This is a genomic window from Fibrisoma limi BUZ 3 (assembly GCF_000296815.2).
Lineage (GTDB): Bacteria > Bacteroidota > Bacteroidia > Cytophagales > Spirosomataceae > Fibrisoma > Fibrisoma limi.
This window is the reverse complement of record NZ_CAIT01000007.1, coordinates 163,527-179,502: the sequence shown is the minus strand read 5'-3', so window position 1 is coordinate 179,502 and position 15,976 is coordinate 163,527. Positions and strand designations below refer to the sequence as shown.

Annotated in this window: 13 protein-coding genes and 1 tRNA gene; 8 read left to right on the top strand and 6 right to left on the bottom strand. The window is 54.1% G+C overall.

The window, feature by feature from the left end:
- Positions 1-64: 64 nt before the first annotated feature.
- The 6 genes from BN8_RS17065 to rpoN form a co-directional block, all read right to left on the bottom strand.
- A protein-coding gene (locus tag BN8_RS17065) for an IS3 family transposase (RefSeq protein ID WP_374755517.1) occupies positions 65-1,173 on the bottom strand; the annotation gives its coding sequence in 2 pieces (ribosomal slippage) (positions 65-912 and positions 912-1,173; 1,110 coding nt in all).
- Positions 1,174-1,224: 51 nt separating this feature from the next.
- The gene (locus BN8_RS33935; protein ID WP_083882515.1) at positions 1,225-1,368 is read right to left on the bottom strand and encodes an Arm DNA-binding domain-containing protein; all 144 of its coding nucleotides are present in this window, start codon (positions 1,366-1,368) and stop codon (positions 1,225-1,227) included.
- A gap of 202 nt (positions 1,369-1,570) precedes the next feature.
- A tRNA-Arg gene (locus BN8_RS17055) sits at positions 1,571-1,644 on the bottom strand.
- 67 nt (positions 1,645-1,711) lie between these two features.
- Positions 1,712-2,509 carry an enoyl-CoA hydratase/isomerase family protein gene (locus BN8_RS17050; protein WP_040006191.1) on the bottom strand — a complete coding sequence of 266 codons (798 nt, stop codon included), beginning with the start codon at positions 2,507-2,509 and terminating at the stop codon, positions 1,712-1,714.
- A 99-nt stretch (positions 2,510-2,608) separates the two neighbouring features.
- Complete coding sequence (locus BN8_RS17045) at positions 2,609-3,253, bottom strand: hypothetical protein (RefSeq protein WP_229368095.1); 645 nt, start codon at positions 3,251-3,253, stop codon at positions 2,609-2,611.
- A 132-nt stretch (positions 3,254-3,385) separates the two neighbouring features.
- Positions 3,386-4,837, bottom strand: coding sequence for an RNA polymerase factor sigma-54 (gene rpoN, locus BN8_RS17040; protein ID WP_009283161.1), 1,452 nt, complete (start codon positions 4,835-4,837; stop codon positions 3,386-3,388).
- A gap of 153 nt (positions 4,838-4,990) precedes the next feature.
- On the opposite strand from rpoN, the gene BN8_RS17035 reads away from it, so the two are divergent.
- The 8 genes from BN8_RS17035 to BN8_RS17000 all read left to right on the top strand — a co-directional run bounded on the left by BN8_RS17035 (position 4,991) and on the right by BN8_RS17000 (position 15,921).
- Positions 4,991-6,487 (top strand): nicotinate phosphoribosyltransferase, encoded by a 1,497-nt coding sequence (locus BN8_RS17035; protein WP_009283160.1) that lies wholly within the window; start codon positions 4,991-4,993, stop codon positions 6,485-6,487.
- 206 nt (positions 6,488-6,693) lie between these two features.
- A complete protein-coding gene (locus tag BN8_RS17030; protein WP_009283159.1) occupies positions 6,694-7,428 on the top strand; it encodes an HAD family hydrolase in 735 nt (244 codons plus the stop codon).
- Between the two features lie 132 nt (positions 7,429-7,560).
- Entirely contained in the window at positions 7,561-8,730 is a 1,170-nt protein-coding gene (locus BN8_RS17025) for a TIGR03364 family FAD-dependent oxidoreductase (protein WP_009283158.1), read from the top strand.
- A 180-nt stretch (positions 8,731-8,910) separates the two neighbouring features.
- Positions 8,911-9,165: a carboxypeptidase-like regulatory domain-containing protein gene (locus tag BN8_RS33645; RefSeq protein WP_009283157.1), complete on the top strand. Its 255-nt coding sequence runs from the start codon at positions 8,911-8,913 to the stop codon at positions 9,163-9,165.
- A gap of 16 nt (positions 9,166-9,181) precedes the next feature.
- The gene (locus BN8_RS33640; RefSeq protein WP_009283156.1) at positions 9,182-9,547 is read left to right on the top strand and encodes a TonB-dependent receptor plug; all 366 of its coding nucleotides are present in this window, start codon (positions 9,182-9,184) and stop codon (positions 9,545-9,547) included.
- A 373-nt stretch (positions 9,548-9,920) separates the two neighbouring features.
- Complete coding sequence (locus BN8_RS17010; RefSeq protein ID WP_009283155.1) at positions 9,921-13,250, top strand: SusC/RagA family TonB-linked outer membrane protein; 3,330 nt, start codon at positions 9,921-9,923, stop codon at positions 13,248-13,250.
- A 128-nt stretch (positions 13,251-13,378) separates the two neighbouring features.
- A complete protein-coding gene (locus tag BN8_RS17005; RefSeq protein ID WP_009283154.1) occupies positions 13,379-14,893 on the top strand; it encodes a SusD/RagB family nutrient-binding outer membrane lipoprotein in 1,515 nt (504 codons plus the stop codon).
- A 116-nt stretch (positions 14,894-15,009) separates the two neighbouring features.
- Entirely contained in the window at positions 15,010-15,921 is a 912-nt protein-coding gene (locus BN8_RS17000) for a metallophosphoesterase family protein (RefSeq protein WP_009283153.1), read from the top strand.
- Positions 15,922-15,976 lie beyond the last annotated feature (55 nt).

Below are 15,976 nucleotides of genomic sequence, written 5' to 3'. Positions count from 1 at the left end.
ATCGACCTGCCCACCATCTACCATCTTTATAATTGAACCAGGCTAACTGTAAGTACCCCTAATCTCAGACAGTACCAATTAGAGTTTCTTCGTTTTCAATCACCCTGCTTTTCCACTCTTCGGGCGTGAGATTACCCAATGACTCATGGGGTCTTCTTAGATTATATTCCTCTATCCAATCGCTCGTCAATTGCCGGACCTGTTCAAGGTCAAAAAATAGGTAAGCATCCAAAATAGCCTCCCGGTATAGTCGATTGAACCGTTCAACGTACCCATTTTGCATCGGTTTGCCTGGCTGGATGTATTGAATCTCAATCTTCTCGCCCCTACACCAAAGCTCAAAATCACCCGAAGTAAATTCCGGGCCATTGTCGGTTCGAATGGTCTTGGGCTTTCCTCGTTCTTTTATCACCCGTTCCAACGTTCGGATGATCCTTTTGCTGGAAAGTGAGGTGTCGATCTCAATCGCCAGCACCTCCCTCGTACAATCATCGATGACGTTGAACGTCCGGAATTTACGGTTACCTACCATCGTATCACTCATGAAATCCATACTCCAACTGCTGTTAATTGCGGTCTGTTGTTGCAGCGGATGCTTCACTCGAGTTGGCAGCCTACGCTTCCCCTTACGTTTTCTATTCAGCTTGAGCAGTTTATAAATCCTATACACCTTTTTATGATTCCAGGTCTGGCCAGATCTTCGGATATAGGCAAACAGTTTCCGGAACCCATACGAAGGATGGGCAAAAGCCAAATCCTGCAATACCTCAATCACAGCCGTATCATCCTTCCTGGTGTTATAATAGAATTGCGAACGCGGTAAAGACACTAGCTGACAGGCCCTGCTCACGGGAATAGCGTGCTCCTGAACAATCTCCTCGGCTAATTGCCTTTTGGTGGCAGGGCCCAACCTTTTTTTGTGAACAGATCCTTCAGGATTTGATTGTCCATCGCCAGATCAGCGTACATCTTCTTCAAGCGAGCGTTCTCCTCTTCGAGGTCTTTGAGCCGTTTGACATCGGAAGCTTCCATACCACCATACTTGCTCTTCCAATTATAAAAAGTAGCTTCAGAAATGCCATGTTCGCGGCAAATTTCCTTGGTGGGGATGCCATTCTCCTGCTGCTTAAGGATTTTGACAATTTGGGATTCGGTGAATCGGGTCTTTTTCATGGGAATCAGTTTAAAATTAGCATTTTTCTCTAATTCAAAACTGTCCGAATTTTAGGGATACTTACATATACCTGTTTTAAAATATCGACGTTTCCCATTCTGGTAGGCTTCTATCAGTACGGAGGCTCTGCCATTACGGTCTAGTTGTTTACGTCGATTATACACAGGTTTGAAGTTAACTTTTGCTGTTATCATTTTGCCGTAGGTTTAAATACGGCACAAACCTACTTGGGTAAAACGCTTTGACTGTGTGTATCAAAAGCGTATCACACTTGGCGAATAAGATAGAATTAAAGCGAACGATAGCGAACACTCACAATTAGACCTAACTTATTGATTACAAGCAAAAGAGCCTTGCAAATCAGTGAATTGCAAGGCTCCTGTTGTTGATACTCTGTGCACTCGTAGGGATTCGAACCCCAAACCTCCTGATCCGTAGTCAGGTGCTCTATCCAATTGAGCTACGAATGCGACACGCGTAGTGCGTTTCCCGTTGATTGGGAGTGCAAAAGTAGGGATAAAAAAGGCGCTTGTCAATCTATTTTCCTGAAAAATTTGCTTTCCGCTTCATCAGAAAGGCACCGATGCCCTCTGCCGCATCCTGCGAACGGCCCAGAGCATCCTGATTGTCAGCTTCCTGCTCTAACTGGTGATCAAGATCGGAATACAGTGATTGGTTCAGCACGTTTTTCATTGCACCAATGGCTTTGGTGGGAGCCGTAGCGTAGTAGCCTACTACGTCGTCGACGGCTTGATCTAACTCCGTGGCGGGCACCGAGCGACTGACGAGTCCAAGCTGGGCGGCTTCGGGACCGTACACACGGCGACCGGTGCTGCATAGCTCAAACGCCTTTTGCGGACCAATCAGCCGCGGCAGGAAGAACGTAGAGCCTGCGTCGGGCATGAGACCGATGTTGACGAAGATCTGGCTGAAATACGCGTCATCGGCGCAAATCACGACGTCGCAGGCCAGGGCCAGTGAACAGCCCGCTCCGGCTGCTACGCCGTTGATGCGGCCGATGACCGGCTTGGGCAGATTTCGGATGGCTTTGATCATCGGATGGTAGCCGCTGCGCAACGTATCGCCGAGTTGCATGGAACCACCCGCTGCCGTTGCGTTCGCGAATCCTTCCTTGAGGTCAGCGCCGGAGCAAAATGCCTTGTCGCCCGCTCCAGTCAGTACAACTACCCGTGCGCTCTCGTCGGCACCGGCGGCTTCAATGGCGGCCGTAATGTCGCGAATAAGCCCCTGGCTCAGGGCATTGTATACCTGCGGGCGGTTGAGCGTAATGCGGCAAACTCCGGCTTGCAGTTCGTAGGTTATCAAGTCGTACATGGCGATGATCACACGTATTGGTATGCAAGCATACGGTTTTTGGCTCATACGGCAAAACCGTATGCGCAGTATCGGCAATGAATACGTGAGTCCGAAAGCTTACGTTCTGATGAACAGAAAGACGGTGATCAGGCTTATAGTCAGCCCCAGCGCCAGGCCCGCTCCGATTTGCCCCGGCGTATGGGCGTTTAGTTGAAGCCGGGCGCTGGCCAGCACACCAGCCAGGATGATTACCGCCAGAAGTACTAAAAACAGTTCGGTCTGGTTGAACTTCAGCATGATGCCCGCAATAGTCCCTATAACCCCACCAATACCAACACTGTGGGCGCTGATCTTCCAGAACAGACTGATGATCCCAACCAGCAGGACTGATACGGCCGTACTGCCCAGCAGCACTGCAATCTCGGGGGCAACCACCGAAATAAGCTGCATCCTGAAGGCAAACAGGAAGGTCAGGAACGTATAGATCAAACCGGTCAGCAGGTACGGTACCCGACGCTCCTGCCGGTCGTCCATGTGGAGACTGCTGACAAAACCGCTACGATAGAGGTAGTAGATCAGCAGGGCCGGAACGCCAAACGTACCAATGAACAGCAGCACAAGCAGGCTTGCCCGCAACGTACCGGTAAAGGCGTCGACGCCCAAAACACCGGGGGCCAGATACAGCAAGATGCCAAACAGGAGCGTTGGCATCAGCAGCGGGTGGAAAACGACGGAAAGAAATTTAGCTACGCGCGTACTCAAAATCAAATGTTGCGTTGTCGGTTTACGGGCAGACCGGCGCGACCGGTCTGCCCGGCAAATATACCGCCTGAAAACCAGTAAACTGTAAAGTTCAGTCTGCTCCGGCGGCTCGACATTCGGTAAATATGGGTTTTACAATTGTTTTCGCAGCCGCGCAACCGGTATATTCAGTTGTTCGCGGTACTTGGCCACAGTCCGCCGGGCGATGTTGTAGCCCCGGTCGTTGAGAATCTTTTCGAGCTTATCGTCCGATAGCGGGTTCAGTTTGGGTTCGTTGTCGATCAGTTCCTTCAGGATGTTTTTCACCTCTCGGCTGCTGACGTCCTCGCCCGTATCGGTCGAAATCCCCTCGGAGAAGAAGTATTTCAGCGGATAAATGCCGAATTCTGTCTGTACGGATTTGCTGTTGGCCACCCGCGAAACGGTCGATACGTCCATATCGATCATCCCGGCAATGTCCTTCAGAATCATCGGCCGGAGTTTGGATTCATCGCCGGTCAGGAAGAAGTCGTACTGGAACTGCACGATGGCGTTCATTGTCTTCAGCAGCGTTTGCTGGCGTTGCTTGATGGCGTCGATAAACCACTTGGCCGCGTCGAGTTTCTGCTTGACAAACGTTACGGTTTCGCGAAGGGATTTGTTCTGCTTGCTGCTCTTGTCGTAGGTGTCGAGCATCTCGGCAAACGACCGGCTGATACGTAGCTCGGGTGCGTTTTTGGAGTTGAGCGTCAGTTCGAGCTTGCCGTTGTTGTTTGTCAGAATAAAATCCGGAATCAGGTACTGGGCCGTGCCTTCTTCGCCTTCGACCGAACCGGGCTTCGGGTTCAGTTTAATGATGATATCGATGACTTTCTTGAGCGAATCGTCGCTGATGTTCAGCCGCCGTTGAATTTTCTCGTAGTGCTTCTTCGAAAATTCGTCGAAGAAATCTTCAATAATCCGAATGGCCAGTATGACGTACGGATCGGTCGTGTCTTTGCGATGCAGTTGAAGCAACAGACATTCCTGCAGCGACCGGGCGGCAATCCCGGGTGGGTCGAACGTCTGAATTTTTTTCAGCACCTCCTCCAGTTCCTTCACGTCGGTGAAGACGTTCTGCGAAAAAGCGAGGTCGTTCACAATGGCCTGCATGGACCGGCGGATGTAGCCGTCGGCTTCGATACTACCGATCAACTGAAGGCCGATAAGGCGCTGTTCCTCCGTTAGTTGCAGGTAGCCGAACTGCTGCATGAGCGAGTCGATCAGGCTCGAGCTGGTCGCGAGCGGCATATCCCGGTCTTCGTCGCCGTAGTTGCCGTCACCCTGCATTTTATACCCGGTATAGTCTTCGCCCTGAAGGTAACTGTCAATGTCGAGGTCGTCGTTTCGGTCTTTGTAGTCGTCTTCGAACTCGTCGGCAAAGGGGTCATCTTCGTTCGTATCAGACTCTTCGCCCATTCCTTCTTCAAGCGCCGGATTAATTTCCAGTTCTTCTTCAATCCGCGTTTCGAGCTCGGCCGTGGGTATTTGCAGCAGCTTGATAAACTGTATCTGTTGAGGAGACAGTTTCTGCTGAAGCGATTGGGTTAGGCTTAACTTCTGCATGGGTGGTACACTTTGGGCTATGAGTCAATAGGTTACGCTGAGTGGAGAAACAGTTGCAAATTGCCCCTCACAATTATCAGACCAATTTAGTTAAAAGTTTGTTAGGGGCCATGAAAAATTTTCTCATTAGCCCAATCCAACTACCTTCGCGGCATGATCAATAAATTATACGACACCTCGCTCAGCCTGCTCACGGACCTCTATCAGGTCACAATGGCCTACGGGTACTGGAAGTCCGGTACCGCCGAAAAAGAAGCCGTTTTCAATCTGTATTTTCGAAAACATCCGTTCGGCGGAGGCTTCACGGTAGCCTGCGGACTGGCGAGTGTACTTGGGTATCTGGACGAATTCAGCCTGTCGAAAAAGGATATCCGCTACCTGCGGACGCTCACCGGCAACGACGGACAGCCCCTGTTTGAAGAAGGATTTCTGGAGTATCTGGCCAACCTCGAACTGACCTGCGAGGTAGAGGCTATTCCGGAGGGAACGGTTGTGTTTCCGAATGAGCCGCTGATACGGGTTCGTGGCCCGATTCTGCAATGCCAACTGCTGGAAACGCCGTTGCTGAACCTGATTAATTTTCAGACACTGATAGCAACCAAAGCGGCCCGGTTGCGGCTGGTGGCCGAAACCGATACGATTCTGGAATTTGGCCTACGCCGGGCGCAGGGCGTTGATGGAGGCATGACGGCCAGCCGGGCGGCCTATATCGGCGGCTGCGACGCTACCTCCAACGTACTGGCCGGCAAGCTCTACGACATTCCGGTGCGGGGCACACACGCCCACAGTTGGGTGATGTCATTCGACAATGAATTGCAGGCGTTCGAAACCTACGCCAACGTACTGCCTAACAACGTAACGCTGCTGGTCGATACGTATGATACGTTGCAGGGCGTCCGGCACGCAATCGAAGCCGGGCGGCAACTGGTGGCTCGCGGGCATAAACTGGCCGGTATCCGGCTGGACTCCGGCGATTTGGCCTACCTGAGTATAGAGGCCCGCAAATTGCTGGACGAAGCGGGTTTCCACGACACGGCCATCGTGGCGAGCAATGATCTGGACGAAACCATCATCAACAGCCTGAAGCAGCAGGGCGCAAAAATCAACGTCTGGGGCGTTGGTACCAAGCTCGTGACGGCCTACGATCAGCCGGCGCTGGGCGGGGTGTACAAACTGGCTGCGCTCCGGGATGAATCCACCGGGACGTGGGAATACAAGATCAAACTATCGGAGCAGGCCATCAAAACATCAACGCCGGGCATCCAGCAGGTACGTCGGTTCTATGAGCTGACCGCCGATGGTACGCCCAACTTCCTGGCCGACATGATCTTTGACGAAGAGCGGGGCACAGAAGGAACCGTTACGATGATTGACCCGCTGGATTTTACCAAGCGCCGGCGATTTGAGCCAGCGTATGTATCGGAAGACCTGCTCGTACCGGTGTTTCGGGCGGGCAAGCGGGTGTACGAAAGCCCCGACATCCACACGATCCGGGCGCGGGTGCAGACCCAGATGAACAGCCTGCACGCGGGCGTGAAGCGGTTCGTCAACCCGCATACGTATCCGGTTGGTCTGGAGAAGAGTTTGCATGAATTAAAGACCAACCTAATCCTGTCCTTGCGGGAAAAAGAGGGGGTTGTCAAACGGTAAAGGGCAACGGGTGTGAGGCTGCCTGGTGTTCGCCTGCTGAGCCGTTATCCTTCGGAAATCACGAAAACATAACCCACCCACAATGCGGTTGTGTTAACGCATGTCATGGTATACGTTTCTGATTTTCTTAATTTGTTAATGATAGAGTGACGGACCGTATTCGATTTTTTGCGTTGTTTACCGTCCCTTTTCTCCTTCCATATCGTATGCAACCAATTGAATTAGTGGTCTTTGACATGGCCGGGACGACCGTGACAGACCATCATGAGGTCGAGCGGTGTTTTGCCGAAGCAGCCGCCGAAACCGGCTTGTACGTAAGCGATGAACGTATTCTGGCGATGCAGGGTCTATCGAAACGGTATGTCTTCGAGACGCTCTGGAAGGAGCGACTGGGCGAAAACCACCCCGACGTACCGCATCAGGTTGATGTCTCCTACGACGCCTTCCGAACAATCCTGGAAACCCATTACCTCACCCAGGGCGCTACGCCTACGGAAGGGTGCCTGGAGGTGTTTGAGTACCTCCGGCAGCGGGGAATCAAAATTGCCCTGACCACGGGCTTCTACCGCGTCGTAACGGACATTATTCTGGGTAAACTCGGCTGGCTCGACGGCCTCAACGAACAGCGGCTGGGCGGGCCGGATAGCCTGATTCAGGTGTCGATTGCCAGCGATGAAGTAGAACGCGGCCGACCCTATCCGAACATGATCGAGCGGGCCATGCAGCTCCTGAAAGTAAAACATGTGAAGTCGGTTGTCAACATCGGCGATACGCCCTCCGACCTGCTGTCGGGCCGGGCAGCCGGGGTCGCGCTCAACCTGGGGGTAACCAACGGTACGCACACCCGCGACCAGCTCGATTCCTATCCACATGATTTTCTGCTGTCGTCCCTGCGTGAGCTGCCCGAGCTTCTGGCCACCCGCGAGACGGCAGTCGTCTGATTCCGGTCAACGTTTATTGTGTAAGGTATCAAGTTCCTGATCCAGAACCGCCTGGTTGGAATATTGAATCTGAAGCCTTTAACTGCCCGGCGATCCGGCTGAACCATCCATCGAACGCTAACCTTCCTAACAATGGCTTTTTACGACCTGATTGTTGTCGGTGCCGGAGCCCTCGGTACGTTTCATGCCTACCATGCCGCCCGGGCCGGTCAGCGGGTGTTGCTGCTCGAAAAAGACAGCTATCCTGTAGGCGCTACGGTGCGTAACTTTGGTCAGGTGGTGCCATCCGGGCTGGCCGGACGGTGGTTCGACTACGGCCGACGGAGCCTGGAAATCTACAAAGCCATCCAGCATGAAACGGACTTGACTGTTCGGCCGAATGGCTCGGTGTACATAGCCTCCGACACTGATGAACTCACGCTCATCAACGAACTGCACGACCGCTACGTAGGTGTTGGCTATCCCTGCGAACTACTGACAAAAGCCCAGTGCCTGGCGAAATACCCGGCCCTTCAACCCGACTACGTGCTGGGTGGGCTGTACTTCCCGGATGAGGTTAGTGTGGAACCGGAACAGATGGTACACCGGCTGATTGCCTACATCCGGCAGAAATACAACGTAGCGTACCAGTCCGGCTCGGCGGTGATCGACTGCCAGTCGAACTACAACGGGGCGATCGTCACCCTGGCCGGGCCACGTCAGACGCACCGGCAGCGGTTTCAGGCCGACCGGCTGCTGATCTGCAGCGGGCATGAAGTCCGGCTGTTGTTTCCCGACGTATTGGCCGAAGCGGATCTGGTCGTCAGTAAATTACAGATGCTGATGACCAAGCCGATGCCTGATGTTGACCTGCGCGGAAACATCCTGACCGGCCTGACCATCCGGCGGTATGAATCGTTTCGGGAATGTCCTTCCTACGCCGGGCTGACCACGCCTGAACACCTGGCCGAGCTGAAACAGTGGGGTATCCACGTCCTGTTTAAGCAGGCGATAGATGGCTCGTTCATCATCGGTGATTCACACGAATACGCCCCCGCAACACAGGCCGAAAACCTCGGCTATCATACCCAGGCGCATATCAACCAGTTGATTCTGGACGAAGCCCGCCGGATTGTCCGCTTCCCGGTCGAGCCGATCCGGAAAGAATGGGCTGGTTTTTACAGCCAGACGGACAAAGAGATTTTTGAGTACGATGTCGATGAGCACATTCGTATCATTACCGGCATCGGTGGCAAAGGCATGACCTCGGGTGCCGGCTTTGCCGAAGCCAGCATCCGACAGTGGCTGGGGGTCAGCGTTTAGAGATAAGCGGTACAGGTAGTGTTATTTTTATGTAAACTAATCGGGTAGGTTATTTATAAACCATTGGCAGTCAATATACGCGTAATACTGCCTAAGTACATTTTTGGAAATCAGCACCGGGTTAATCCATAAATGTATTAAGCTTTATTTATTTTCCTCAATACCATCCAGTTACGCCCCGTGCCGACTGCCGATGGTGTTTTTGTTTTCCTGTTGTCGGGGCTACCAGCCCTGGCGCAAACGATCAGCGGTCGGGTCGTTTCCGGCGATGATCAGCAACCCCTGCCGGGTGTTTCCATCGTCGTTAAAGGCTCAACCACCGGAACCGCTACCCGCTCCGATGGTACGTATTCGATTAACGTCCCCTCGTCAACCGCTACACTGACGGACGTTTTCATTTATTGGGTACGACTCACAGGAGATTACGGTAGGTAACCGCAACACCATCGATGTGACGTTGGTTAGTAGCCCTAAAGTGTTGAATGAGTTTGTCATTACAGCGCTCGGTATTAAGAAAGACGTGCGTAACACCGGGGTGGCTATTCAGTCGGTCGACGGTGCGTCGCTGGTGAAAGCCCGCGAGCCGAACCCGATCAACAATCTGGTCGGTAAGGTGGCCGGTCTGACCATTGGGGCCTCAGCCTCAGCCCTGTACGGTTTCCGGGGTAAGAACGTTGCCATCCTGATCACGACCAAGCGGGGATCGAAAGATAAGCGCGGCTTCTCGGTGGAGGTAAATACCAGCCCTGGACTCTACGCGGTAAGGATAACCTGCGCTGGTTTCTGCAAACGGGTATCCTGTCGACCAATAACGTAGCCGTATCGTCCTCAACGGAAAAATACGATCTGCGTTTCTCGCTATCGCATAACTACCAGCGGGGGCTGGTGCCGAACACCAGGCTGAACATCACTAACTTCAATACGTCGCTGGGCTGAACTTCTCGCCGAAGTCGCGCTTTGAATCGTTAAGTACGCCGGTAACCCGGCAACAACCAACCGTTTCAGGGATTTGGGGTAAACTGAAACCAGCTATTAATCAGGTTTTAATTAAACGTATCAGGTGTGTTAAGTAGTTGTGAAATTCTTTAATACTGAGTTCATAAATCGTTGATTCACAATCAGTATTGGCGTAATGGTAGCTAAGTACTTTTGTGCTTGCACCTAATTCCATTCAAACTGTACTACGACTTATGACCATCTTTTTACGTCACTCGACGCCATCCGCTCCTGTATTCCGCAGGCAACTGGTGGCGTTTCTGTTTTGCCTGCTGTCGGGCCTGTCGGCCGTGGCGCAAACGATAACCGGGCGCGTTGCATCCGCCGACGATAACCAGCCGCTGCCGGGCGTATCCATTGTCGTTAAAGGAACCACTACGGGGACTACCACCGGTGCCGATGGCCGGTTCTCGATTAATGCGCCCTCAACCGCTACGCTGACGTTCTCGTTCATCGGCTACGAAACGCAGGAAATAGCCGTCGGGAACCGTTCGACCATCGACGTGACGCTCCGGGGCGATGCCCAGACCCTGGGCGAAGTTGTTGTAACGGCGCTGGGTATCCAGCGTGAGAAAAAAGCGCTTGGCTACGCTACGCAGGAAATACAGGGAGAGGCCCTGACCATCGCCCGCGAAACGAACGTAACCAATCAGTTAGCCGGTAAGATCGCAGGGGTGACGGTGGTAGGGAGCCCATCAGGCATTGGCGGGTCGTCGCGGGTCACGATTCGGGGCGAACGCTCGGTGGACCTTAATAAAAATCAGCCCCTGTATGTCATCGACGGCGTACCTATCTCGAATGGCTTTACGGGGGCGTCGGGCCGGAACAACCTCGAAGTTGACTTCGGTAACGGCGCCAGTTTTATCAATCCCGATGATATTGAGAGTATTAACGTACTGAAAGGCGGAGCCGCTTCGGCCCTCTACGGCGCTCGGGCAGCTAACGGCGTTATCGTCATTAAAACCAAGTCGGGACGCGGCAACAAAGGCATCGGGGTGGAAATCAACACGAACCAGACCGTTGAAACCCCGCTCGTGCTGCCCGAATACCAGACGGTTTACGGCCAGGGTAATGGAAACGGGGGGGACTTTGCCTTCGTTAACGGCGGTGGTGCCGGCCTGACCGACGGTACCGACGAAGCCTGGGGGCCAGCGTTCTCGCTGAACAAAAGTTACCCGCAGTACGACTCGCCCCGAACGCTCAACGGCCAGCCTACCAACTTCCGGGGGGGCGATCTGAATGCGCCGGCGGGCAGTGTAATCACCCCGACGCCCTGGGTTGCCGAAACCGACAACCTCCGGAAATTTCTGCAAACGGGACGTACGAATACAACCAGCATCGCCCTGACGGGCAGCAACGACGCGGGTAATTTTCGACTTGCTCACACCCTCCTGAACCAGACCGGTATCGTCCCCAACACTGACCTGAAGCGCTACACAACCTCGCTCAGCGGTGGGTTTAAGTTTACGCCAAAGTTCTCGGCCAATGCCTTCGTGAGTTACATCAAAGGCGAGAGCGGCAACCGCCCCTCCATCAGCTACGGTACCGAAAGCATTATGTATCTGTTCAACTGCTGGTTGCCGCCATCGGTGCAGCTTGAGCCAATGAAAGACTACTGGATGCGCGGCCTGGAGGGCGTTCGGCAGTATAGCTGGAACTACAATTACCACGATAACCCGTACCTGACCGTTTACGAAAACACCAACGGGCAGTTGTACGACCGCGTTATCGGTAATGCGTCACTGAAGTATGACCTGACCCCCTGGCTGAGCGTACAGGGCCGTACGGCCATCGACTACAGCAGCGAAAAGCGGGAATATAAACGGGCGTTCAGTACGCAGCGGTTTCCGTTTGGGCAGTACCGCGACAGTCGTATCATCACCGAAGAACGAAACACCGACTTCCTGTTCACAGCCAACAAAGAACTTAATGAGACCTGGACCGTATCGGGTACGTTCGGGGGGAACCAGCTCCGGCAGAAATCCGACTTCCTGGAAACCAACGCCGGGCAGTTGAATATTCCGGGAATTTACAACCTGACTAACTCGCGGGTGCCGTTGCAAACGTCGCAGAGCCTGGTCGAAAAGTGGGTTAACTCACTCTACGGCTCCGCGCAGGTGTCGTTCCGCAACTACCTGTTCCTGGAAGTAACGGCCCGCAATGACTGGTCGAGTGCACTCACGCTCCCGGAATACGCCCGCACGTTCGGTACCCAGGACAATTCGTACTTCTACCCATCGGTGGCGTTGAGCGCGGTGCTGAGCGACATCTTTACGCTCCCTCAGTCGGTTTCATTTCTTAAAGCCCGCCTGAACTACGCATCGGTAGGGAATGATACCGATGCGTTTACGTTCACGCAGTCGTATAATCCCAGCGATCCGTTTGGCAGCAGCCAGATTTACGGCGAAACCGACCGGCTGGCCAACTTCAACCTCAAGCCCGAAATCAGTGATTCCTTCGAGGGCGGGGTTGAACTGAAGCTATTCAAACGGCGGGTAGGGCTCGACGTGTCGTATTATCAGACCAACACCCGCAACCAGATTCTGAACATTCCGCTTTCGATTACCAGTGGCTACAACAGCCGGGCGATCAACGCCGGTCTGATTCGGAACAATGGGGTAGAAGTAGCGCTGAACCTCGTACCGGTTGAACTGCCCAACAGCCTGCGCTGGGGTGTTGACTTCAACTTCTCGGCCAACCGCAGCAAGGTGATTCGGCTGGCCGACAACATCCAGAACTTCGTGATGGCCAGCCGTCGGGTAAGCATTGAAGCCCGCGTCGGTGAGCGCATGGGTGATATGTACGGCATCGGCTTCGCCCGCGTGCAGAACACCGACCCAACCAAGCCCTATTACGACGCTACCGGCCAATATGTGGGGCAGATGGTGTTCAACCAGGGACGCCCCATTGCCACAACCGAGCGGATCAAACTGGGTAACTACAACCCTGATTTTCTGCTGGGTATTAACAACAGCCTGACCTACCGCAACCTGCGGCTGAGCTTTCTGTTCGATATCCGGCAGGGCGGCAAGCTCTACTCCGAAACCCAGACTGTGGGCCGCGAAGGCGGTATTATCATCGAAACCCTCGAAGGGCGCGCCAATGGCTACGACCTGAATCTGCCTGGGAACGGTGTCATTGGTCAGGGGGTGAAAGTGGTCAGTACGAATGCCGATGGCACGACTACGTTTGCGCCGAACGATGTTAAAGTCAACTCGCGGCAGTGGCATACCGCGTGGACGGGTGGCCGGAACATCGCCGAAGGGGTGATGTACGATGCGTCGTTCGTCAAATTGCGCGAAGTGCAACTGGGGTTCAATATTCCTGATCGCATCTGGGGACGGGTTCCGCTACGGGGCGTTACGTTCACGCTGGTCGGCCGCAACCTGGCCGTCTGGTCGAAAGTGCCGCACGTAGACCCCGAAACGCTGTCTTACTCGGGTGGGACGGCCCTGCCCGGTATTGAGTACATGGCTATTCCGTCGGCCCGTAGCTTCGGGTTTAATCTGGGATTGAAGTTGTAATTAATTGATCGAACCGCACCGGCGGACCGGCAGATGATTATGATTTTTATGATCGATCATGATTAATCTTAAGGATCATAACTATCTGCCGGTCCGCCGGTGCGGTTCGATCTGCTAACATCCAAATTATGAAATCCATAACATATATATTCTCCATTCTATCGTTGCTGGTTGTCACGTCCTGCGATAATGAGTTTGAGCAGATCAACAATAACCCAAACGTACCGACCGCCATTTCGCCGGACCTGCTGCTGGCGGGCGTGCTTCGCAATACGATCAACGACCAGGTAAACGAAGCCTGGGGCATCGGCAACATTGTGGTGCAGCATACGGCCAAGATTCAGTTCGTGAACGAAGACCGTTACCTCTGGGGGGAACGTAACGGCGTCTGGAACAGCGTGTATGGCAACATGCGCAACGTGCAGAATATCATCAATCTGGCCACCGCCAGCCAGCAGAACAACTACCTCGGCGTAGCGCTCGTGCTGAAATCGTGGCTGTTTTCCATCGCAACGGATACGTACGGCGACATTCCGTACACTGATGCGACCAAAGCCAAGTCGGACGGGGTGTATGCGCCGAAGTACGATACGCAGGAGACCGTCTATAACGGGATTCTCGCCGATCTGAAGCGAGCCAATGAGATACTGGGTACCGGTTCGGAGTCGATCAGTGGTGATATCCTGTTCGGGGGTGGTTCCGGGGCCATCATTAAATGGCGCAAGCTGGCCAACTCGCTCCGGGTGCGGTACCTGATGCGGATTTCCAATCGCCGGAACGTTAATACGGAGTTGCAGGAAATTTTGAGCGATAAGGCAAAATTTCCGATCTTCGAAAGCAACGCCGACAATGCCGCGCTGGTTTATCAGGCCACGGCCCCGAACCAGTGGCCGCTCTACGGCTCACGCGTCGGTTCGTTCGACGAGTTTCGGGCCAGCAAATCGCTCGTTGACCGGCTGACGGCCCTGAACGATCCGCGTTTGCCCGTATTTGCCCGCCCGGTAGAGCGTCCCTCGTCAGCGGGTCGGGTTGAGTACACAGGCATTCCGAACGGGCTGGGTGATACGCCGGCGCTGAACTACAACGGCGGTCCGCAGGGGGTATCGCGGGTCGGTTTGTCGTTTGCCTGCCTGGTGTGCAGCACGCCCGCGCCGGTGCCGAATGTCATGCGTGGCTTGGTGATGACGTATGCCGAACTGCAGTTTCTGCTGGCCGAAGCCCGGGAGAAGGGGTTAATCACCACCGGCAGCGCCGAAACGTACTATCTGAACGGTATCCGGGCTAACTTTGATTTCTATAAAGCGATCGTGCCGACCGAATACGGTATCAACGTAACGCCGTCGCCGGAGTATTTCACACAGGCCGGAGTGGCTTATACGGGTACGCAGCAGGAGAAATTGCAGAAAATCGGTACGCAGAAATGGGTCGCGCTGTTCTTTAACGGACTCGAAGCGTGGTTCGACTGGCGCCGGACGGGTATTCCGACCGTAACGCCGGGTCCGGACAACCTGAACAACAACCGCGTACCGGTTCGCTATCCGTATCCGCTGAACGAACAGTCGCTGAACGGAACCAACCGGACCGAGGCCGTGACCCGGCAGGGTACCGACGATTTGAATACGCCCGTGTGGTGGGATAAGTAATCAGTTAGTGTAGTCTGATCCGTAGTAGTAGAAGGTAGACCGTATATGGTTTTCGGTAAGGAGCGGGGTAACTACCAGCTTCTTACTGAAAGCCGTATGCCGAAACCGTAAACCTTATGAACCGCAGAGACCTGCTCAAATCGGCCGCGCTGCTGCCGCTCGCAACGACCCCTGAAACCCTGGCCCCACGTCTGGATCGTAAACGGAGCGTCCGGCTGGCCTACATCGGCGATACGCACATACTCCCAGAAGCCAGGCCGATGAATGGCATTGCGGCTTGTCTGCAACATATCCAGAGCCAGGCCGACCGGCCGCAGTTCATCATGCACGGGGGCGACACGATTATGGATGCGCTGGCAGAGGGACGCGACCGGGTGAAGACGCAGTGGGATGCCTGGCATCAGGTAGTGAAAGCCAACAACTCGCTGCCCATCGAGTATTGCATCGGGAACCACGACGTCTGGGGCTACGAAAAAGCGAAAGCGGAGCCGGAGTACGGTAAAAAGTGGGCCGTAGATCAGATGCGGATCAGTGGCCGCTACCGGAGTTTCGACCGGAACGGCTGGCATTTCATTGTGTTCGATAGTGTGCAGCTAAAGCCGGATGGTAGCTGGTACACGGGCAACCTCGACCCGGAGCAGATGGACTGGCTGAAGCAGGACCTGGCCAGAACCAACGCTAAAACGCCGGTACTCGTCTTGTCGCACATCCCGATTCTGACCACAACGGTATTTGCGTTCAACGGCCAACAAAGCAACCCGACAACCATCATGGCCGGATTGATGCACACGGATTTCGGCGACCTGATCAAGCTTTTCTACCAGTATCCGAACGTGAAAGTTGCGCTGAGCGGACACACGCACCTGCTCGAACGGGTCGATTATAACGGCGTGTCGTACCTCTGCAACGGGGCCGTCAGCGGCAACTGGTGGAAAACCGACACCCACCAGCAAACCAAAGCCGGATACGCCCTGATTGATCTCTACGACGACGGAACCGTGGAGCGGACGTATGTACATTATCAATGAGCGAAAGAGTGAATGAGTGAAAGAGTGGCTACGCTCCGGCGGGTATATTTCGCTC